The sequence below is a fragment of the Kitasatospora sp. GAS1066B genome (assembly GCF_041262605.1).
In the GTDB taxonomy this organism is placed as follows: domain Bacteria; phylum Actinomycetota; class Actinomycetes; order Streptomycetales; family Streptomycetaceae; genus Kitasatospora.
The window spans coordinates 94,944-115,095 of sequence record NZ_JBGCCO010000021.1 but is presented as its reverse complement, the minus strand read 5'-3'; the positions used below and the strand labels follow the sequence as shown (position 1 = coordinate 115,095).

General features: G+C 73.2%; 15 protein-coding genes. 5 read left to right on the top strand and 10 right to left on the bottom strand.

Features of this window, described 5'->3' with window-relative positions; all coding sequences use genetic code 11:
* Positions 1-137 precede the first annotated feature (137 nt).
* Positions 138-1,424, top strand: a complete 1,287-nt coding sequence (locus ABH937_RS23625; RefSeq protein WP_370219370.1) for a serine hydrolase domain-containing protein — start codon at positions 138-140, stop codon at positions 1,422-1,424.
* A 16-nt stretch (positions 1,425-1,440) separates the two neighbouring features.
* Here the strand turns inward: ABH937_RS23625 and ABH937_RS23620 are convergent, their stop codons facing one another.
* The gene (locus ABH937_RS23620) at positions 1,441-2,454 is read right to left on the bottom strand and encodes a DUF5937 family protein (RefSeq protein ID WP_370219369.1); all 1,014 of its coding nucleotides are present in this window, start codon (positions 2,452-2,454) and stop codon (positions 1,441-1,443) included.
* 115 nt (positions 2,455-2,569) lie between these two features.
* Between ABH937_RS23620 and ABH937_RS23615 the strand changes: the two genes are divergently transcribed.
* The gene (locus ABH937_RS23615) at positions 2,570-3,844 is read left to right on the top strand and encodes an MFS transporter (protein WP_370219368.1); all 1,275 of its coding nucleotides are present in this window, start codon (positions 2,570-2,572) and stop codon (positions 3,842-3,844) included.
* A gap of 37 nt (positions 3,845-3,881) precedes the next feature.
* Here ABH937_RS23615 and ABH937_RS23610 read toward each other — a convergent pair whose 3' ends face one another.
* On the bottom strand, positions 3,882-4,586 hold the full coding sequence (locus ABH937_RS23610; RefSeq protein ID WP_370219367.1) for a helix-turn-helix transcriptional regulator: 705 nt from the start codon (positions 4,584-4,586) through the stop codon (positions 3,882-3,884).
* A 232-nt stretch (positions 4,587-4,818) separates the two neighbouring features.
* Between ABH937_RS23610 and ABH937_RS23605 the strand changes: the two genes are divergently transcribed.
* Positions 4,819-8,115, top strand: coding sequence for a bifunctional cytochrome P450/NADPH--P450 reductase (locus tag ABH937_RS23605; RefSeq protein ID WP_370219366.1), 3,297 nt, complete (start codon positions 4,819-4,821; stop codon positions 8,113-8,115).
* Between the two features lie 67 nt (positions 8,116-8,182).
* On the opposite strand, the gene ABH937_RS23600 is transcribed toward ABH937_RS23605, so the two are convergent.
* Positions 8,183-8,623 (bottom strand): molybdopterin-dependent oxidoreductase, encoded by a 441-nt coding sequence (locus ABH937_RS23600; protein WP_370219365.1) that lies wholly within the window; start codon positions 8,621-8,623, stop codon positions 8,183-8,185.
* A 146-nt stretch (positions 8,624-8,769) separates the two neighbouring features.
* Positions 8,770-9,393: a TetR/AcrR family transcriptional regulator C-terminal domain-containing protein gene (locus ABH937_RS23595; RefSeq protein ID WP_370219364.1), complete on the bottom strand. Its 624-nt coding sequence runs from the start codon at positions 9,391-9,393 to the stop codon at positions 8,770-8,772.
* 349 nt (positions 9,394-9,742) lie between these two features.
* On the opposite strand from ABH937_RS23595, the gene ABH937_RS23590 reads away from it, so the two are divergent.
* Together ABH937_RS23590 and ABH937_RS23585 are read left to right on the top strand one after the other, a co-directional pair.
* The gene (locus ABH937_RS23590; protein ID WP_370219363.1) at positions 9,743-11,320 is read left to right on the top strand and encodes a hypothetical protein; all 1,578 of its coding nucleotides are present in this window, start codon (positions 9,743-9,745) and stop codon (positions 11,318-11,320) included.
* Positions 11,321-11,364: 44 nt separating this feature from the next.
* A complete protein-coding gene (locus ABH937_RS23585; RefSeq protein WP_370219362.1) occupies positions 11,365-11,991 on the top strand; it encodes an HAD family acid phosphatase in 627 nt (208 codons plus the stop codon).
* A 78-nt stretch (positions 11,992-12,069) separates the two neighbouring features.
* Here ABH937_RS23585 and ABH937_RS23580 read toward each other — a convergent pair whose 3' ends face one another.
* From ABH937_RS23580 to ABH937_RS23555, 6 genes are all read right to left on the bottom strand, one after another.
* Positions 12,070-13,929: an ABC transporter ATP-binding protein gene (locus ABH937_RS23580; RefSeq protein ID WP_370146625.1), complete on the bottom strand. Its 1,860-nt coding sequence runs from the start codon at positions 13,927-13,929 to the stop codon at positions 12,070-12,072.
* 107 nt (positions 13,930-14,036) lie between these two features.
* Positions 14,037-14,558, bottom strand: coding sequence for a hypothetical protein (locus ABH937_RS23575; protein WP_370219361.1), 522 nt, complete (start codon positions 14,556-14,558; stop codon positions 14,037-14,039).
* A gap of 142 nt (positions 14,559-14,700) precedes the next feature.
* The gene (locus tag ABH937_RS23570) at positions 14,701-15,132 is read right to left on the bottom strand and encodes a hypothetical protein (protein ID WP_280692804.1); all 432 of its coding nucleotides are present in this window, start codon (positions 15,130-15,132) and stop codon (positions 14,701-14,703) included.
* Between the two features lie 197 nt (positions 15,133-15,329).
* Positions 15,330-15,734, bottom strand: coding sequence for a hypothetical protein (locus ABH937_RS23565; protein ID WP_280692806.1), 405 nt, complete (start codon positions 15,732-15,734; stop codon positions 15,330-15,332).
* Between the two features lie 90 nt (positions 15,735-15,824).
* Entirely contained in the window at positions 15,825-18,755 is a 2,931-nt protein-coding gene (locus ABH937_RS23560) for a BTAD domain-containing putative transcriptional regulator (RefSeq protein ID WP_370219360.1), read from the bottom strand.
* Positions 18,745-20,037, bottom strand: coding sequence for a BTAD domain-containing putative transcriptional regulator (locus ABH937_RS23555; protein WP_370219359.1), 1,293 nt, complete (start codon positions 20,035-20,037; stop codon positions 18,745-18,747). The genes ABH937_RS23560 and ABH937_RS23555 overlap by 11 nt, the downstream gene beginning before the upstream one ends.
* Positions 20,038-20,152 lie beyond the last annotated feature (115 nt).

The window sequence follows — 20,152 nt, the reverse complement described above, 5'->3', positions numbered from 1 at the left end:
GGCCGGCAGGGCTCCGCACAGTGGGGTTTCCTCCACCCCTGCAGTGGGTCCAGCACCCGTGTTCTTCGCCCGCGCCCCCGGGAGGCTGGAGCGGTCGGGAATACCCCCGGGCCGTCAACCACTCTTAGGGACACCTCATGACCGGATACACGCACCGTCGGCAGGCGGCTCTGACGCTCGTCCTGGCCGCGGCCCTGACCGGCACGCTCGCCGCCTGCGGGTCCTCCGCCGCACCGCAGGCCTCCGCCCACGCCCCGACCGGGAGCCCCAACGCGGTGGCAGCCCGGGAGGCCCGGCTGGCCGGGCTCGCCCAGCAGGACGTGGACGCCGGAGCGCCCGGAGTGATCGTCCGGGTCGACGACGGCAACGGGCCGGCGATCGAGATCGCCCGGCAGGCGCCGTGGACCACGGCCGACCACGCGCTCGCCGCGAGCGACGCGTTCCGGATGGGCTCCAACACCAAGACGATGGTCGCCACCGTGGTCCTCCAACTGGTCGCCGAACAGCGGCTCCAGCTCGCCGACCCGGTCGAGAAGTGGCTGCCCGGCCTGATCCCGAACGGGTCCGCGATCACCCTGCGAATGCTGCTCGACCACACCAGCGGCCTGTTCAACTACGCCAACGATCCCGACGTCCTGAAGGCGTTCACCGGCCAGGACACCAGGCCGTGGACGCCGGGGGAGCTGATCGCCGCCGCCGTCCGCCATGACCCGCTCTTCGCGCCCGGCGCCCAGTACTCCTACAGCAACACCAACTACGTCGCGCTCGGCCTGGTCGCCGAGAAGGCGTCGGGACAGCGCCTGGGCGACCTCATCCAACAGCGGATCGCCGGGCCGTTGCAGCTGAAGAACACCTACCTCGTCACCGGCTCCGACTCGGTGAAGAGCCCCGCTCTCGCGCACGGCTACGAGCCCGACGCCGCCCAGCTCGCTCCGGTGCTGCCGCCCGGCACGCCCGCCGGCACGGCGTTCGCCGGTCCCGCCCGGCCCGCCGGACATGTCGACACCACCTGGATCAACCCCAGCACGGAGTGGGCGGCGGGCGGCATGGTCTCCACCGCGCAGGACTGGGCCCGCTTCGACACCGCACTGATGTCCGGCAAGCTCCTGGCGCCCGCCCAGCTCAAGGAGATGCAGACCACCGTCGCGGAGGAGAGCGGCAATCCGAACCGCTACGGGCTCGGCCTCGAGCAGGTGGTCACCCCCTGCGGCACCGTCTGGGGCCACGTCGGCCAGGTCCCCGGCTACTCCAGCGAGGACTACACCGACGCCACCGGCCACCGCACGGTCTCGGTCTTCACCACCACCATCTTCGGCCTGGCCGCGCCGAAGACCGGCCCCGCCGACCAGGCCCTGGTGAACGCCGCCGTGTGCACGATGCTCGACCAGCCGATCCCCAGCTCGCCCGCGTCCCCTGCCAGTTGACGCCCAGGCCTGCCGATCACGCAACTGTCACGGCAACGTCGGCCGTTGACGAGTGGTCAGCCGCCGCGAGCAGGACCTCGGCGGCCTCGGTGCGCCGGTACAGCACCTGGCGGCCGGCTCGGGTGGCGGCGACCAGTCCTGCGGCGCGCAGGGCGCCCAGGTGCTGGGAGACGCCGCCTGCCGTGATCCCGGTCCGGCGGGCCAGCTCCGCGGTGGCCGCCGGGGCGTCCAACTCGGCCAGTAGCCAGGCTCGGGAGCGCCCCAGTACCGCCGCCAGTGCCTGCGCGGGCTCGCGTTCGCGCCGCTCCCAGAGGGTGGCCACCCCGCGCGGCGGGTAGCGCAGCGTCGGCTGGCGGCCGGGGACGGTCACCGAGAAGAGCCGTGGCCAGACGAACGCCGAGGGAATCAGCAGCAGTCCCCGGCCGCCCAGCCGGCGCCCGCCGCCCCCGTAGCGGTGCTCGACCGAGAGCCGTTCATCGGCCCAACTCACCTGTGGGTCAAGATCGGTGAAGAGCTGTTGGATGCCGCCCTGGGCGAGCAGCCGGGCCCGGTGCAGCACGTCCCCCTCCAGCAGGGCGCGCAACCGCGGCCAGTACGGCGCCAGCGCGAGCTCCCAGTACGCCGCCACGGTGTCGGCCAGCCGGGCCAGTTCGGCCTGCGGGTCCTGGCGCAGCGCCTCGATCCGCTCGGTGCGCGGCGCCCGCGGCCCGTCCAGCTCGGCCCGGACCTGCTCGGGCGCGGTGGCCCGAAGTGCCGCCAGCTCCACCCCGAGATCCGGCACCGAGGAGGTCGGCGGCGGCGCCACGAAGACCGGGATCGCCAACGGCCCCTCCGGCACCAGGTCGGCGAGCAACTGCCAGTCCAGCCGGGCGGCGGCCAGCCGGGGGCGGACCGCCGCCAGCCATGGTCGGTGCAGCGGGTGCTCGTCCGGCCGCCGCAGCACCCGGACGCTGGCCACCACCTCCCAGAGCGGGGAGACGGCGAACCGGGTGTGGGCCAGGTCGCGGGCGGTGAACTCCAACTCCAGCACGGGGCAGGCCTTCCTCGACGGGCGACGGGTGGCGGGCGACGGGCGGCGGCCCGTCGAATTAGCTCAGTCTAAATTCATGGCCAGGGACTCCTGGCCGAGGCCAGGGTTGTGCGCCATGACCACCGATCTGCGGCTCGAGCTGCCCGCCGCCCCCGCGACCTCCTCCGATTCGGATTTCCGACTGCTCCTCGCCGCCGCCACCGTCAGCAAGCTCGGCACCGCGGTCAGTTCGCTCGCCCTGCCCCTGGTCGCGGTGCTCGCGCTGCACTGCTCGGCCGGCCAGGTGGCTCTGCTGGCGATGCTGAGCACGGTCGCCTTCCTGCTGATCGGGCTGCCGGTCGGCGCCTGGGTGGACCGGCTGCCGAAGCGCCCGGTGATGATCGCCGCCGACCTGGTCCGGGCCGTGCTCTTCGGCTCGGTCCCGGCGGCCTGGCTGCTCGGCTGCCTGACCTTCACCCAACTCGCCCTGGTGGTGCTGCTCGCGGGGGCGGCGACCGTCTTCTTCGACGTGGCCGCGCTGAGCAACCTGCCGTGGGTGGTGGGCCGGCCCGGTCTCACCCGGGCCAACGCGCATCTGGTCACCGCGGACGCGGTCACCCAGGTCGGCGGGCGCGGGGCGGGCGGCTTCCTGGTGGCGCTGGTGTCGGCACCCGCGGCGGTGCTGGTCGACGCGGTCAGCTACCTGGGCTCGGCCGTGCTGCTGCTGCGGATCCGCCGCCCGGAGCCGGCGGTCCCTCCCCGGCCGGCCGGCGGTAGTGGGCGGGGGTTGGCGGGCGAGGTGCGCGACGGGTTGCGCTTCGTGCTGGGCGACCCGCTGCTGCGCCCGATCGCGCTGGCCGGCGCCTGCACCAACCTGTCCATCCAGCTCTGCCAGACCGTGCTCCCGGTGCTCTTCGCCCGCACCCTGCACCTGCCGGACGGCGTGCTCGGCCTCTTCTTCGCGCTCGGCGGGGTGGGCGTCTTCCTCGGCTCGCTGCTCGCCCGCCCGCTGGCCCGCCGACTGGGCGCGGGGCGAGTGCTCTGGCTGATGGGCCTGGCGGTCGCGCCACTGGGGGTCCTGGTCGCCCTGGCCGACCGTGGCCCGCTGCTCTGGTGCGCCGCCGGGGCCTGGCTGCTGATCACGCTCAAGGTCGGCAGCGACAACGTCATCAACGTGAGCTTCCGTCAGCACGCCACCCCCGACCACCTGCTCGGTCGGATGAACGCCACCATGCGCTTCCTGCTCACCGGCGCGCTCACCGTCGGCGCCGCCCTGGCCGGCCTGCTGGCCACCGTCGCCTCGCTGCGCGCCGCCCTCTGGGCCGGCGCGCTGGGGCTGGCCGTGGTGTGGGTCCCGATCTACCTCTCGCCGCTGCGCGGCATGCGGGACCTGCCGGGGACGGAGCACTGACGCCACCAACTCGCCTGCCCCGAACCGACGCCTGCGGCTACCGCGGCCGGCGGTGCGCGGGGGCCGGGGGCCAAGTCCCCGGCGCGAGGACGCCGGTGGCGTAGGCGCGGGCGACCAGTGCCGTCCTGCTCGTGGTTCCCCAGCGCTGGGACAGGTGCCTGAAGTGGTAGTTGACCCCGTCGGCGGTCAGGCCCACCGCCGCGGCGATCTGGGTGGTCGTGGAGCCGCCCGCGGCCAGGGCGAGGATCCGCGCTTCCACGGCACTGACCTGGGTGTGCTCCTCCGGGCCCGGCGCCGGGGCGGGTGCGGCGGGTTGGTCCACCACGCGCAGGAGCAGCAGGAGGTTCGGTGGCGCGTCCGGCTGGTCGGTGACCACGTCGATGTTCAGCTCGCCATGGCGTTCGGTGCCGCTCCCGCTGGACCAGGAGACCTCGACCGGGTACCGCGACCTGCGCCGCAGCCGTACCGCTTCGTTGACCGGGTGGAGTCGGGCGCCGGCCGTCAGCCGGAAGAGCGCCAGCGCGTTGTGCCCGCTCAGGTGGCCGGGCAGGACGCCCCATTCCAGGGCCATCGCCGAGTTCACCACCCGGATCGTGCCGTCCGCTTCGCAGAAGGCGGCCGGCAGTGGGAGGAGGTCGAAGAGGATCAGGAGCCGGTTGCGCCAGAAGATCGCCCGCTCGCGATCGGACGACATCGCGGCGTCGGCCGGCAGCCAGCCTGCCTGCTGCCCTTGGTGATCCATCACGCCTTCCCACCCGTCGCGTCGTTGGCGCCGCTACCCCACTGTGCCGTACCCCACTGTGCAGCTACCCCACGGCTCCGAGACCCGCAAGTCCGAGGCGCCCGAGGCCACTACAAAATCATGTAGCCACCCGAGCGCTCAACGTGCCCCCGGGGCGGGACGGTGGAGTAGGCCGCCGCGACCGCGGCGGCGCCAGACCGCTGAACCCCATATTCCGGAGGGCAGTTCACCCATGGCCGATACCCTGCTCCCGCCGCAGCAGTCGAGCGGCGAAGACGTCCCCGCCACCGACGTCCCCGTCATCGACATCTCCGCCGTCAACTTCAGCGGCACGCCCACCCTGGGACTGATGCGAGCGGCCCGCCTGCTCGGCCCGGCCTTCGCGCTGCGCGTGGACGGCCAGGACAACCTCTTCGTCTCCAGCCTGGACCTCGTCACCGAGCTTGCCGACGATCAGCGGTTCACCAAGAACATCGGCCTCGGGGTGGCGAACCTGCGGCCGATCCTGGGTGACGGACTGTTCACCGCGCACATCGACGAGCCCAACTGGGCCAAGGCACACGACATCCTGATGCCCGCCTTCGGTCTGGGGTCGATGCGCACCTACCACCCGGTGATGCTGAAGGTCGCCCACCGGCTCATCGAGTCCTGGGACCGCCGGGCAGCCACGGGGAGTCCGGTGGAGGTGGCCGACGACATGACGCGGATGACGCTGGACACCATCGGACTCGCCGGATTCGACTTCGACTTCGGCTCCTTCGACCGCGACGAGCCGCACCCGTTCGTCAGCTCGATGCTGCGCTGCCTGGACTGGGCGATGACCTCGGTCGGCCGCGCCACCGGGGTCGACTTCAGCGAGCAGGACGAGGCGATGCGCGTCGACGCCGCCTACCTGGCCTCGGTGGTCGACGAGGTGATCGCCGCGCGCACCACCGCGCCCACCGTCGCCGGCACCACCGCCCGCACCACCGCGCCGGACACCGCTCCCGGCAAGCCGCAGGACCTGCTGGGCCTGATGCTCACCGCGACGCATCCCTCCGACGGCGCCACCCTGGACCTGGAGAACGTCCGCAAGCAGATCATCACTTTCCTGATCGCCGGGCACGAGACCACCTCGGGAGCCCTGGCCTTCGCCCTGTACTACCTGGCCAAGAACCCGGCCGTGCTGCGCCTGGCGCAGCGCGAGGTGGACGAGATGTGGGGTGACACCCCCGCCCCGGAGCCCACCTTCGAGGACGTCGGACGCCTGGGCTACCTCCGGCAGGTGCTGAACGAGGCCCTGCGGCTGTGGCCCACCGCCCCCGGGTTCGCGCGCGAGGCGCGCCAGGACACCGTGCTGGGCGGCCGGATCCCGCTGCGGGCCGGGCAGAGCGTCAGGGCCCTGATCCCGATGCTCCACCGCGAGCCGGTGTGGGGCGACAACCCCGAGCTGTTCGACCCCTCGCGCTTCGCGCCGGAGGCGGTCGCCGCGCGCTCCCCACACGCGTTCAAGCCGTTCGGGACAGGTGAACGCGCCTGCATCGGACGGCAGTTCGCGCTGCACGAGGCCACCATGGTGCTCGCCATGCTGCTCCATCGGTACCGGCTGATCGACCACGCCGACTACGAGCTGAAGCTGAAGCAGTCGCTCACCATCAAGCCGGACGGGTTCACCCTCACTCTCGCCCCGCGCACCGCCGCCGACCGGGCCGCCAACCGCGCCGCGCTGCCGACCGCGAGTGCCGCACAGCCCGACCGCGGCCCGGCCGAGGTCGCCGACCTGCCCACTCGGGTGCGCCAGGGCACCGGGCTGCTGCTGCTCCACGGCTCCAACTACGGAACCTGCCGCGACTTCGCCACCGGCCTCGCCGAGGCCGCCGCGGAGTTGGGGTGCGACACCACCGTCGCCCCGCTCGACGCCCACCGAGGCGCGCTGCCCACCGACCGGCCCGTGGTGATCGTCACCGCCTCGTACAACGGCCAACCCACCGACGACGCGGCCGCGTTCGTGAGCTGGCTGCGGGAAGCCGAAGCCGAAGCCGAAGCCGAAGCTGGTGCGGCCGAGGGCGTCAGCTACGCGGTCCTCGGCGTCGGTGACCGCAACTGGTCCGCCACCTACCAGCGCATCCCCACCCTCGTCGACGACCGGCTCGCCGCGCTCGGCGCCACCCGCATCCTCGGCCGCGCGGAAGCCGACGCCTCCGGCGACCTGACCGGCAGCGTCAAGGCGTTCACCGCCGCCCTGCGCACCGCACTGCTGGAGCGGTACGGCGACCCGGCCACCGTGGGCGCCGGGCCGCAGCGCCGGCAGGACGGCCCCGCCTACACCGTCACCGAAGTCACCGGCAGCGCGCTCGACACCCTGGCCGCCCGGCACGGCATGACGCCGATGACGGTCGTCGAGACCGCCGGGCTCACCCACCCGCAGTACCCGCGGGTCAAGCGCCTGGTCCGCCTCGCCCTGCCCGAGGGGACGTCCTACCGCACGGCCGACCACCTCACGGTGCTCCCGGCCAACGACAGCGCCCTCGTCGAGCGCGCCGCCCACCTGCTCCGGGCCGACCTCGACACCGTCCTGAGCATCGTCCCCAACCACCCCCGCCGTGACGGGATCCCGGTAGCCGGACAGTTGACGATCCGTCAGTTACTCACCCATCACGTCGAGTTGCAGGACCGCCCGACCGTGGCTCAGCTGGCCGTGCTGGCCGCCCTCAACCCCTGCCCGCCGGAGCGGGCCGCGCTCGGGGCGCTGGCCGAGAACGCCGATGCCCACGCCGCCGACCAGCGCACCCTGTTGGACCTCATCGAGGACCACCCCGCTCTGCGCGAGAGCCTGAGCTGGCCCGCGCTGCTGGAGCTGCTGCCGCCGATCAGGCCCCGCCACTACTCCGTCTCCTCCTCGCCGACGGCCGACCCGCACCAGGTCGACCTCATGGTCTCGGTGCTGGAGGCACCCGCCCGTTCGGGGCGCGGCACCTTCCGAGGCACCGGCTCCGGCTACCTGAACTCCGTGCGGCCTGGCGACACCCTGCTCGCCCGGATCCAGCCCTGCCGCGAGGCCTTCCGGGTCGGGCACGACGCCGACACCCCGGTCATCATGATCGCCGCCGGCACCGGGCTCGCCCCCTTCCGCGCCGCCATCGCCGAGCGTCGCGCTCTCGCGCTCGGCGGCACCCCGCTCGCCCCGGCGCTCTGCTACTTCGGCTGCGACGCCCCCGACGCCGACTACCTGCACGCCGACGAACTGCGGGCTGCCGAACAGGCCGGCGCGGTCTCCCTGCGCCCTGCCTTCAGCAAGACCCCCGTCGACGGCGGGCGTTTCGTGCAGGACCGCATCACCGCCGAAGCCGACGAGGTGTGGGAGCTGCTGAACGCGGGAGCCCGGGTCCACGTCTGCGGCGACGGTGCCCGGATGGCGCCCGGCGTTCGGGACGCCTTCCAGGCCATCTACCTGCGGCAGACCCGAAGCGCCGACCGCGCCGAGGCTCAGCGCTGGCTCCAGACCCTGATGGACCAGGGCCGGTACGTCGAGGACGTCTTCAGCGGCTGACCCACCACCGGGCCCGCCCCCGTCCAGCTGTCGGCGGGGGCGTTGCCGGGCCCGTGCGTGTGGGGCCTCAGTTGTCGACCCGGCCCACCCACACCTCGGTGATCCCGCTGACGTAGCGCGCCCCGCAGTGGTCGCTGGGGACCACCAGCTGTGGCCCGGTCGCGTCCAGCGGCGCGCCGTCCACGCTGGTGGCGAGCAGCACCTGATGGCCGCCGAAGTCCGGGTCGATCTCCGCCCAGGAGAGCACCACGTGGTGGCCGTCCGCGCCCTTGACGGTCAGCACGAAGCCCAGCCGCTGCTTGCGGCCGGTCAGGTCGACCTGTGGGCGCGCCGCGCGAAGCACGTCCCACAGCTTCGGCCCCTCGAAGCCGTGCCGCTGCTCGCCCTCGGTCAGGCAGTCGAAACTCACCTGGACCTGATGGGCCGGCAGGTCACGCAGCTGGGCGACGGTCAGCTCGACAGGTTCGTCGAGGCGGCCGTGGAAGCGGACGGCGGCAGGTCTGCGCATCGGGACTCCATCTCCGGACCGCGCCCGTGCGGCCCGTTTCGGGTGGTACCCGTGGGGCCTCGCAGATACCCACCCAACCGGCAATTTCACCGGCAGATGCGATGAATCGACCCATGCAGGCCTGGCAACTGCCAGGTGGCGGTGTGTCAGCCGTCGTGATGGCCCCGGAGGCTGTCGAGGGTCTCCTGGAAGCTGCGGATCAGTGCGGCGAGTCCGGTCTCGAAGGCCCGCTCGCGAAAGTCGGCGGGAGCGTTCAGCAGCGGCTCGAGGCCGGGCGGCAGCGTCTCGGCCGTCCAGGCCGCGTCGAGCGGGCGGTCGAGGTGGAGGGCCGAGCCGATCAGCAGGTACTCGACCGACTGCACGAGCGGGAGGAGGTGCTCCTCCGGCCACCCGGCGGCGCGCAGCACGGCGAACGCGTTGGCGTACCCCTGGAGGGCCGCGAGGGACTGGGTCGGCCGGGAGGTCAGCAGCGGAACCGCGTTGGGGTGGGCGGCGAGGGCGGCGCGGTACGAGCGGGCCCAGGTGTCCAGCGCGGCCGTCCACGGCTGGATGGTCGGGTTGAGCTCCATCTCGGCGACGATGAGGTCGCGGATGCCGTCGATGATCGCTTCGCGCCCGGCGACGTAGTTGTAGAGCGAGGGCCCCTTGACGCCCAGTCGGGCCGCGATCCGGGTGCTGGAGAGCGCGTCGCTGCCTTCCTCGTCGACGAGTTCGAGAGCGGCGCGCATGATCCGGTCCCGGGTCAGCAGCGGCCGTGGCGGTCTGCCCATCTGTTCGTCCTGGCGCCTTTCGCTTGTTACCCCCGGGTATTGGGCCTCCGCCCGATCTAGTGTACGTTCTCGCCCAGGCAAAACTACTGGCTCTAGTTTTAGGAGCGCCTGGTGGATTTGCGCCTGGCGCCGCCCCGGTGGCACCAGGTCCGGTTTCGAAGGGCAACTCGCCTTCGGGGCCTCGGCCGACGGCGGACTTCGGCCACCTCCCGTGTGATCGCTCCACCTGCCGGCAGCCACCCGGGAACCTCTCCGCGGTGGACTTCTGCCGGTGCCGTCCCTGGCATGCCCCTGGCAGGGGTTCCCAGGGAGCCTCCCCGTCCGTCCCACGCCGAAGGTGACCCTCCGCATGTCCACGCGCACCCTCGCGCTGTCCGTGCTCGCCGCATCCGTGGTGCTCTCGCTCAGCGCCTGCGATCCGACGACCCCGGCAGCCCAGTCCGCCGACTCCGGCACTGCCGCCGCCCGGACCACGTCCGCCCCGGGCGACCAGACTGCGCCGATCACCTCGGTCGCCACCGGCAATCCCGCGGTGACCCTGGTGACTCCGGCCGCGGACCGCACGACGTCAGCCACCCCGGTGGCCGCCGTCGGTACCCCGACCAAGTCGGCCACCAGGCCGGCCGGTTCGCCGACGTCCTCGGCCGCCGCCGGCGTTTCACCCGCGTCGGCCACCCCGTCCCCGTCCGGCACGCCGACCCTCGCGGGCGCGGCGCCGGACCTCACGTTGGCCTCGTACAACCAGCAGACCGGCAAAGCCGTGCTCGCCGTCGGCGCCGACGGCACCGGCACCGCGAGCCCGTCCGCCCCGAGCCCGTCCGCCGCGAGCCAGTCCGCCCCGAGCCCGTCCGCCACGGCCGCGGCCACCGCGGCCGTGCGGACCGGGCAGCTGATCGACAGCCCGCCGTCGACCGCCGCGCCGCACGGCGCGCTGCTGGCGATCACCGCCGTCAAGCAGGGCAGCGCGGGGACGGTGCAGGTCGACACCCGCCCGGCCACCATCTCCGAGTTGCTCGGCCAGGCCTGGGCGAACATCAAGACCGCCCTGGATCCGCACCAGATCCAGGTCACGCCCAGCATCCAGGACCTCAAGGCCTCCTACGTCCCGAACCCGGACGGCGGCAACGGCTCGGCCTCGGTCGCGCTGAAGCTGGACGCGAACGACACCGTCGCGCTGCCCGGCGGCGCCAAGGCCACGCTCACCGGCTCGCTCGAACTGGACCCGAGCGTCGTCTTCTCCTACCAGGGCGCCCACGGCATCCTCGCCCCCGAGCAGGCCAAGGTCGGGTTCGACCTGGGCGCGCACGCCAACTGGCACCTCACCGCAGGCCTCACCGGCTCCACCGGCCCGGTCCGGATCCCGGTCGCCACGCTCACCGCCAGCCCCACGGTGATGGTCGGCGGGCTGCCGGTCGTGATCACCCTCAACCTGACGGTCTACGCCGAAGTCAGCGCCGACGGCAGCGTCAGCGTCGACGTCGCGCAGGCCGTCGACGGTGACTGGGCCATCCACGCCGACTACACCAAGGCGTCCGGCTGGACCAGCGCGACCGACCCGATCACCACCCGGATCACCCCGGTCAAGGCCACGTTCGCCGGCAGCGCCGACGTGCGCAGCGGCCTGGTCGCCGAGGGGTCCGTCGCCCTGTACGACGCGGTGGGCGTGAAGGCCACCGTCGAGCCGTACCTGCGGGCCGCGGTGCAGGGCACGGTGAGCGTCGACAGCAGCGGCGCCAAGCCGACCGTCAACGGCAGCGGCGGCCTCTACGGCGGGCTCGACGTGAACGGGGCCGTGATGGCGAGGATCGCCATCCTCGGCACCCCGCTGCTCGAGAAGGACCTGCCGTTCGCGACCTACCACAACGAATGGCCCATCCTGGCCGGTTCGTACGGCAACGCGACCCCGAGTGCCAAGCCGACCAACTGACTGTCCGTCCATCCGATCCATCTGATGAAAGGTCAAGTCCCGATATGAGCACCAAGGCGAAGCTCATCGCCGCCGCGGCCCTGACGGCCGCCCTCACCACCGGTCTCGCCACCCCCGCGATCGCCGCGCCCGCGACCCCCGCCCAGCCGACGGCCGCCGTCGCCGCTGCGACCAGCAGCAGCACGGTGACCGAGGCGCAGTGGCTGTCGGACGTGAGCGCCGCGATCGCCCCGGCCGCCGCATACGTCCAGCAGCGCACGGCCGAGCCCACGGACCAGAAGCTCGCGATCGTGTTCGACATCGACAACACCACGCTCGCGACGCACTTCCACCCGTTCACGATGCCGGGCATCGCACCGGTCGTGCAGCTGGCGCAGTACGCCCACGCGCACGGGGTCGCGCTGATCTTCGTCACCGCGCGGCTGGACTTCATCGACCCGATCACCCGTCACAGCCTGTCCGAGGCCGGCTACACCGTGGACGAGCTGCGCGGGCGCGACTTCGGCGATCTGTTCGAGCCGGTCCAGCAGTTCAAGACGAACCAGCGGATCCAGGTGGAGGACGAGGGCTACACGATCATCGCCAACATCGGCAACAACTGGACCGACCTCAACGGCGGCCACGCCGAGCAGACCTTCAAGCTGCCGGACTACAACGGGCTGCTCTCCTGAGGCTGCCTCACCTGAGTGAACTCCCGCCCGGGGCCGGGCCGGTGCGCCGAGCCCCGGGCGGGTGAGCACGGCGGTGGGTCACGGGGTCGCGGCCTCGCCGGCCGTGGCCCCGGCGGTCATGGGGGTGGGGCTCTTGGCGCCGGTGGGGGTGTCGTCCAGGAAGCCGCCCGACTGGTGTTGCCACAGTTTGGCGTAGGCGCCGTTGGTGGCGAGCAGTTCCTGGTGGGTGCCCTGTTCGAGGATCCGGCCGCGGTCGAGGACGACGAGTTGGTCCATCTTGGCGACAGTGCTCAGCCGGTGAGCCACGACGAGGGCGGTGCGTCCCTCCATGAGTCGCCACAGGGCCTCCTGGACCAGGAGTTCGCTCTCGGAGTCCAGGGCGCTGGTCGCCTCGTCCAGCAGCAGGATGGGTGCGTCGCGCAGGATCGCACGGGCGAGGGCGACGCGCTGGCGCTGGCCGCCGGAGAGTTTGACGCCGCGCTCGCCCACCATGGTGTCGAAGCCGTCCGGCAGCGCGTCGGCGAACTCGGTGACGTGTGCCGCCTCGGCCGCGCGGCGGATCTCGGCTTCGGTGGCGTCCGGGCGGGCGAACGCGATGTTCTCGCGCAGCGTGCGGTGGAACATCGCCGGGTCCTGCGGCACGTAGGCGATCTGGCCGCGCAGGTCGGTCTGGCGCAGCCTGCTGATGTCCTGACCCCCGATCAGGATCCGCCCGGCGTCGATGTCCGTCATCCGCAGCAGCAGCCGGGTGAGCGTGGTCTTGCCCCCGCCGGACCGGCCGACGAGGCCGATCTTCGCGCCGCCGGGCACGGCCAGGTCGAGGCCCTCGAAGATCGGCTCGGCGCCGGCGTGGGCGAAGGTCACCCGCTCGAAGCGGACGTCGGTGGCCCGCAGCCGCAGCGGTTCCGGCGAGGCCGGGTCGACCACGGTCGGCGGCGTCCGCAGCAACTCGGTGAACTGCGCGGCCTCCGTCATCGAGCTCTCCAGCCGGCGGTAGATCTGGTTGAACTCGAACATGACCCGGGTCGCGCTGCTGTAGTACGTGAAGGCGACGACCACCGCCTCCACGCTGTGCCTGCTGCCGCCGAGCGTGACCGCGAGCAGCAGGCCCAGTGCGTTCGTCAGCACGGACATCGGCGCGACCAGCGTGTCGATCCGCAGGTTGCTGTAGTCCCAGGATCGCAGGGCCAGCCGGCGCGACTGCGCGACGCGGGAGCGGTGTTCGGCGGCCTCGCGCTCCTCGGCGGCGAACGCCCGGACGGTGTCCATGTTCATCAGGCTGTCGGCGACGTGGCCCGACACCCGGGCGAGGGCCTCCTCGCGCTGGTCGACCAGCTGCTGGCGGCGCCGGATGAGGGGCGTCACGCATGCTGCCGTCAGCACGATCATCGCCAGCAGCCCGACGACGAGCAGCGGTTGGTAGTGCCACAGCACCACCGAGCCGAACAGCAGCGGCACGAAGTTGGCCACGACCGAGAACGTCAGCGTGTCCACGAACTCCTCGAAGCGCGAGGCGAAGCTCAGGACGCGTTTGGTCAGCGAGCCGGCGAAGTTGTCATGGAAGAACGCGGAGTCCTTGGCGAACAGTTCGTCCATCCCGATCACGTACAGGTGCTCGATGCCGCGGGCTTCGAGGCGGTTCATGCAGTGCAGGCCGATGCGCCAGAGCGTCTCCGCGACCAGCAGGACTCCGGCGAAGGCCAGCACGTAGGGCAGCGTGGTGCCGATGCCGACAGCCGAGGCGGCGGCGATGCGACCGACGAGCTTCGCGACGACCAGCGGCGCGAGGTAGGCGATGCCGATGTTGCCCAGCGCCGGCAGCAGCATGGCCGGCAGCGCCAGCCGCGGCGACCGGGCGAGCTCCCGTCCGTAGTAACGAAGTGCGAGGAGCATCGAGGCCCGGCCCGGCGAGCCCTGGTGCGATTCGGACGATCCCATCCCAACCCCGGGTTGTCGTGCGGCGGCGTGTGAGGAGGCCAGAAACCGAAGTCTCCCGCGCGGGCGCCCGGGGCGTCCAAGGGTTTTATGACGGACCGTCAGCAGGATCAGTGGCCCAGCGCGGCCTTGGCCGCCACGATCACCAGCCCGAGCACCAGATTGACCGCCGCCTCGATCAGCGCCTCGAGACGCGACGCGCTGGCGTGCAGGGCACCGAGGTAGGCCCAGCTGACCTGCTGGGCCACGGCGACGATCAGGGCGAACCAGCCGGTGGCGCTGAGGCTCAACCCCAGCAGCGGACTGATGGCCACCGCGACCGCCGGCAGCACCGCCGCTTCGGTGATCGACCACTCGTTCCGGCCGACCTCGCGCACCTCGGACCAGCCGATCAGGCGGCCGACCGACCTCTCGCCCACCAGGCGCGCGTACACGTGGGCGGCCCAGAAGACCAGCCCGGTGACGAGCAGCAGCACGACGGTCTGGAAGCGGGGGAACTTGCCGACCGTGCTCGACGCGGCGAGCACGGAGGCGGCCAGCAGGGATCCGTAGACGGCTCCCGCGTAGTCGGTGCGGGAAGGCGCATGACCGCTCCGGTGGGGTTTGCGCCGCCACGGGATGACATGGTTCACCGGGTCACCGTACAGGCGCCCGGGGCGTGCGCCGGGTGCGCCACGCGCGCCGGGCATCGGCCCGGGAGCCGTCCGCACCCGCTCTGATCAGGCGCTCGCTGCCAGGAGTGTGCCCGGACGGTGACCGTCCGGGCACACGCCGTCAGACTTCGTCGGCCTCTTGGGTCATTCCGGCGCAGAGCGCCCAGATGACGAAGATGTCGATGGCGATCAACACGATGGCCCAGAACGGGTAGTAGGGCAGCCACAGGAAGTTCGCGATCATGGCGAGACCGGCGAGGACGATACCCACGACGCGTGCCCACACGGCGCCGGTGAACAGGGCCACGCCCGCGAGGGCGACGAGGAAGCCCAGGATGAGGTGCACCCAGCCCCAGCCGGTGGCGGTGAAGCTGTACGAGTAGTGACGCGTGACGACGACCAGATCGTTCTTGGCGATGGCGGAGATTCCCTCGAATATCGCCATCGCGCCACCGAAGATCATCAACGCGGCGGCGAAGAAGGTCCATCCGGTGGCGAGCGGCCGTCGGGAAGTCCGGGCGCCCGTAGGCGCTCCACTGGTGCTGCTGGCCATGTCTGTGCTCCTTCGGAACAGCCTGCCGTCAAGCCGGGTGGCAGGTGGGCAACTCCCATTCCAGGCTGGCACAGCGGGAGGTGGGCAGCGCGCTGAGTGGCCGCAGGCTCGTTCGACGTGCCGGTGTTCGCGTCGATCGCCGTCCGAGCACGCTGCCCGGCCCGCGCCGAAGCGGGCCGGGCAGCATGCTCAGCCGGTCAGTAGAAGAGGTCGGGGCTGAGCTGGTAGTCGTAGCCCGAGCCGCCCTGCCAGTAGAAGCGCACCTCGGTCTTGTAGTCGTGGCCCCCGCTCGGGTCGGTGAGGACCCAGGTGAAGCTGTACGAGCCGTTGTGGCAGGGGAACGTGGTGTCGAGCGCCTTGCCCTGGGTGGTGTAGTCCCAGAGGATGACCTCCTCGTTGCAGTTGCCGTTGGCGAAGTTGGAGGTCGCGGTCGCCGTGACGTGGCCGTCGCCCGCGCTCACGCAGGCCTGCTCGGTGCCGGTACCGCCACAGCCACCGCCACTGGACGCCGCGGCACTGCCCGCGCCCACCAGCCCGATGCTGCCGGCCAGCGCCATGCCGACCAGTGCCACGGTGGCCTTCCTGACTCCGTTGACGAACATGAGGTCCCGCCTTTCGACTGTGGCCCGGTCCAGCGACCGGGCACTTGAAAAGGTTCGGGTACGACGATGGACATTCGATGAGCACGCGTGTCAGGCCAGGCCGTGCAGCGTCCGCTCGACCTCGGCCGCCTCCCAGGGGAGGTTCAGCTGCCGAAACCGCCCCAGCGCTTCGACCAGGCACGACCTGGCCCGATCGGTGCGGTGCAGCCTGGCGCACGCCTCGCCGAGGGTCCGCAGCAGGTGGCCTTCGAGTTTGCCCGAGGCTTGCCGGGCCAGCGGGAGGGTCTCCTCGGCCGCCTGGACGGCGGCCCGCTCGCGCCCGGCGGCGAGATGGACCAGGGCGATCAGGCTGCCGGCGGCGACGTGATAGTCCGTCAGCCCGAAGCGGCGCAGCCGCCGGTGCGCGTGCTCGGCCTCGGCGAGGGCGGGGGCCAGGTCGCCGTCCAGGTGCAGCACCTTGGCGAGGTAGAAGCGACCGAGCGCCTCGGAGCTGGAGAGCTGCCCGCCGGTGAGTTCGGCGCCGCGGGTGGCGGTGGCCCGGGCCTGCGCGAGGTGCCCGCACTCGGCCTGGTTGACGGCGAGTTCGCCGAGCGTGAGGCCTTCGGCTTCGGCGTCGCCGAGTTCGCGGAAGACCGCGGCGGCCTCCGTCAGCACGCTGATCGCCTCCTCGTGCTTCCGCAGCATCCGCGCGGTCCGGCCGAGGATTTGCAGGACCCGGGCCCGCAGCCCGCGCAACTCCCGTCCCTCGCAGAGCGGCAGAGCGCGGCCGAGTTCGGTGCCCGCCCGCGCATAGCAGGCGGTGTGCCAGAGCATGCCGCCGCGCACCGCGCGCGCCAGCGCCTCGGCACCACGCTCACCGCGGGCCAGGGCAGCGGCGGCGAGGTGCCCGGCGAGGTCGGCCACCGTGCTCGCGTAGGTGCAGCCGAAGAGGGCCGAGCCCATCGTGTCCAGCAGCGCGGCGGCCCCGGCCAGCGGCAGGCCGGGGTCCTGGCAGGCCCGGTGGATCACCGCGTGGTGCAGGGCGCTCTGCGTCAGCATCCAGGCGTTGGCCCGCTCGATCGTGTGGAAGGCCAGCCCCGGCGCGGTGGTCGTGGCCTCGATCGGGCTGCGCCGGGGCCGGCTGGCATGGTGCGCGGTCCGCTCGGCGTTGCGGGCGCTCGCCAGGCAGAAGTCGAGCAGCCGGGCGAACGCGGCGGTCACCGACCCGGGGGAGTCCTGCCGGGTGCTGCGCTGCCGGGCGAAGACCTTCACCAGGTCGTGGAAGCCGTACCGGTCGGCGGCCGGGGACTGCAGCAGGTTGAGGTCGACCAGCGTCTCCAGCAGTTCGCGGGTCCCGTCGAGGCCGTGGTCGAGCAGCGCGGCGGCGGCGGGGAGCGCGAGTTCGGGTGCGTCGGGCAGCGCGAGCAGTCGCAGGGCGCGTGCCTGCGCCGCATCGAGCCGCGCGTAGGAGAGTGCGAGCACGGGCTCCACCGCGGCGGGGTGGCAGGCGAGTTCGGCGAGCCTCGTCGCCTCGTCGGCCAGGCTCGCGGCGAGCTGGCCGAGCGGCTGCGTGGGATCGGCGGCCAGGCGGGATCCGGCCACCCGCAGCGCCAGCGGCAGCAGCCCGCAGGCGGTGGCGATCGCGGCCGCCGCCTCGGGTTCGGCCTGGATCCGGGCCCGCCCCGCGATGGCGGCGAGCAGGTCGAGCGCCTCGGACCGCTCGAGGGCGTCGAGGTGGAGGTGGTGGGCGCCCGGCAGCGCGGTCAGCCAGCCGCGGCTGGTGATCAGCACGGCGCAGGTCCTGGCACCCGGCAGCAGCGGGATCACCTGTGCGGCGTCGGCCGCGTTGTCGAGCAGGAGCAGCAGCCGGCGCCCGGCCACGGTGGTGCGGTAGAGCGCGGCACGCTCGACCGGGTCGGCGGGGATCGCGCGGCCCGCCAGGCCGAGTGCGGCCAGCAGGGTGGCGAGCGCCTGGGCGGGGTCGATCGGGTCGGCCTCGGCACCTCGCAGGTCCAGGTGGAGCTGTCCGTCGGGGAAGCGCTCGCGCAGCGAGTGGGCGACGTGCAGGGCCAGCGTGGTCTTGCCGACTCCGCCGAGGCCGTTGACGGCCAGGACGGCCACGGCTGCCGGGTCCGGCCGGGAGAGCAGGGCGGTCAGCCGGGCGACCACCGTCTGGCGGCCGGTGAAGTCCCCGACACCAGCCGGCAGTTGGCGAGGCACCAGGGCCGGTGCCGAGCCAGCCGGCGCGGGGTCGGCGTGGCGGGTCCGGTCCAGCAGCGCGTCCAGGTCCGGGCAGTCCAGCCCCTCGGCGCGGTAGAAGCGCCGGGCCTCGGCATGCACCGCCCGGGCCTCGGCCGGGCGGCCCGACCGGTGGAACTCCACCATCAGCAGCGCCCGGAAGCGCTCACGGAACGGGTGGGCGAAGACGGCCTGTTGGAGGTCGACGAGGCAGCAGGGGCTGTCCCCGAGCTCGACGTCCAGGCCGAGTTTGGTCTCGAGCACCGCCAGCCGGCGTTCGGCCAGGTGTCGCCGCAGCTCGGCGGCGTGCCGTCCCGGCAGGCCCGCCAGCGGCTCACCCTGGTGCAGGGCGAGCGCCCGGGCCAGCAGGTCCCGGGCTCGCGGCCGCTCGCCGGCGCCGAGGGCTTCGTCGGCCTGTGCGACCAGGAAGTCGAAGGCGTCGACGTCCACTGCCTGAGCGGGCAGGTCGAGCCGGTAGCCGCCGTCGACCGTGACGAGCAGGTGCTCGGCGGCGTACCTGCGGAACTCCCGGCGCAGCCGGTAGACATGGGTGGCCAGCACGGAACGGGGCCGGCTCGGTGGGCGGTCCTCCTCGAAGACCCCGCCGCCGAGCGCGGCGACCGTCAGCACTCGGCCGGGCCGGGCCAGCAGCATGGCGAGGAAGGCCTGTTGCTGGCGCCGTCCCAGATCCAGCGGCTGCTCGCCGTGCCAGCCGCCCAGCGGGCCCAGCAGCCGGAAGCGCAGCCCGGCCCCGCCGCTCGGCACCGGCTTCTCCCGATCGGCCGGGCCACCGCTATCCGCCACACTTCTCCCCTCCGCCGGCCGCCGGAACCAGCGCGGAGATGGACCAGGCCGGGCGGCGCACCAGCAGGTCGGCCGAGCGGCGCAGCGGACCCGGCAGGTGGTCGCAGGCGGCGGCCAGTGCTCGTGCGGCCACCGGCTCAACGTCGAGCCGCTGCGGACCGAGCACCCGGCCGAGCAGCACCTGCGCCTCCTCGGGGGTCATCCGGCCGACGCCGACGGTGTGGCCGGCCGCCGCGCCACCGGCGTCCTCACCCGGTCCGTCGACCGTGACGAGGGTGGCGCAGCCGGCTGTCGCGGGCAGCAACGGGTGGACCTGGTCCATGGCGGCGACGCCGTCGAGGACGACCAGCACCCGGCGCCCGGCCAGCAGCCGGTGGTACAGCAGGCGGCGGTCGTCCTGGCTCACCGGCACCGCGTGCTCCTCGATGCCCAGCGCCCGCACGAACGCCGCCAGGATCCCGGGTACCGCGCCGGGGCCGGTGCCGTGCAGATCCGCGTACAGCTGCCCGTCCGGATAGCCGGCCCCGGCCAGGTGGGCGGCGTGCACCGCCAGCGCGCTCTTGCCGGCCCCGCGCGGTCCGGTCACCATGACCAGCGGTGCCGTCGGCGGAGCGGAAACGTTCAAGGCCTGGGCGATCGAGGCCAGTTGGGCCCGGCGCCCGGTGAAGTCGGCGAGATCGGAGGGCAGCTGGAAGGGCCGCCGGACCGCCCGGGCAGCCGGCAGCGGGCCGCGCCGGCCGGCGAGTTCGAGGTCCAGTTCGTGGCAGCGCCGCATCGCCTCGTCCCGCCGACCGGCCAGCAGGCGGCGCTCGTGCGCCGCGAACGGCCCCGGCACCTCGTCCAGGGCCGGGCCCGACCACAGCTGCAGCGCACCGGAGAGCAGGGTCCGGGCCCGCTCCGGCTGCCAGTTCCGGCGGGCGGTGGCGGCCTCGGCGAGTGCGCCCAGGAAGGCCGTCCGGTCGACGGCCTGCGGATCCGCGTCCAGCCGGTACCCCTTGCCCTCGTGCCGCAGGACGCTCGCGCCGGCCCGCTCCGGGCCGGCACCGTCCAGCGCCTTGCGGAGCCGGTACACGTGGCCGGGCAGCGCGCCGACCCGGTCCGGCGCCTCGTCCCCCTCCTCGCCCCACACCCCCTCGACGATCTCGCCGACCGGTACGGGCCGCCCCGCGGCGGCGAGGAGCACCGCGAGCACGGCCCGGTCCCGGGCCCGGTTGATCCGCAGTTCGCGGCCCGCCCGCCAGGCCCGCAGCGGACCGAGGACGGTGAAGTGCAGCTCCGGCACGGGCTTCTCCAGCGTGCAGAGGTCGACAGCCCGTCATTCTATCGATTCGTAGACGGAGTTGGTGGAGAACGCCGACTGCCGGGCGCGCACGGCGCGGAGCGCGCCACCCCGGCGC

Bases quoted from the DNA above. Each gene is read 5' to 3' on its own strand.
- ABH937_RS23610 (WP_370219367.1), bottom strand. From the start codon at position 4,586: ATGGATCACCAAGGGCAGCAGGCAGGCTGGCTGCCGGCCGACGCCGCG.
- ABH937_RS23565 (WP_280692806.1), bottom strand. From the start codon at position 15,734: ATGTTCGTCAACGGAGTCAGGAAGGCCACCGTGGCACTGGTCGGCATG.
- ABH937_RS23585 (WP_370219362.1), top strand. From the start codon at position 11,365: ATGAGCACCAAGGCGAAGCTCATCGCCGCCGCGGCCCTGACGGCCGCC.
- ABH937_RS23615 (WP_370219368.1), top strand. From the start codon at position 2,570: ATGACCACCGATCTGCGGCTCGAGCTGCCCGCCGCCCCCGCGACCTCC.
- ABH937_RS23570 (WP_280692804.1), bottom strand. From the start codon at position 15,132: ATGGCCAGCAGCACCAGTGGAGCGCCTACGGGCGCCCGGACTTCCCGA.
- ABH937_RS23605 (WP_370219366.1), top strand. From the start codon at position 4,819: ATGGCCGATACCCTGCTCCCGCCGCAGCAGTCGAGCGGCGAAGACGTC.
- ABH937_RS23580 (WP_370146625.1), bottom strand. From the start codon at position 13,929: ATGGGATCGTCCGAATCGCACCAGGGCTCGCCGGGCCGGGCCTCGATG.
- ABH937_RS23595 (WP_370219364.1), bottom strand. From the start codon at position 9,393: ATGGGCAGACCGCCACGGCCGCTGCTGACCCGGGACCGGATCATGCGC.
- ABH937_RS23590 (WP_370219363.1), top strand. From the start codon at position 9,743: ATGTCCACGCGCACCCTCGCGCTGTCCGTGCTCGCCGCATCCGTGGTG.
- ABH937_RS23625 (WP_370219370.1), top strand. From the start codon at position 138: ATGACCGGATACACGCACCGTCGGCAGGCGGCTCTGACGCTCGTCCTG.
- ABH937_RS23600 (WP_370219365.1), bottom strand. From the start codon at position 8,623: ATGCGCAGACCTGCCGCCGTCCGCTTCCACGGCCGCCTCGACGAACCT.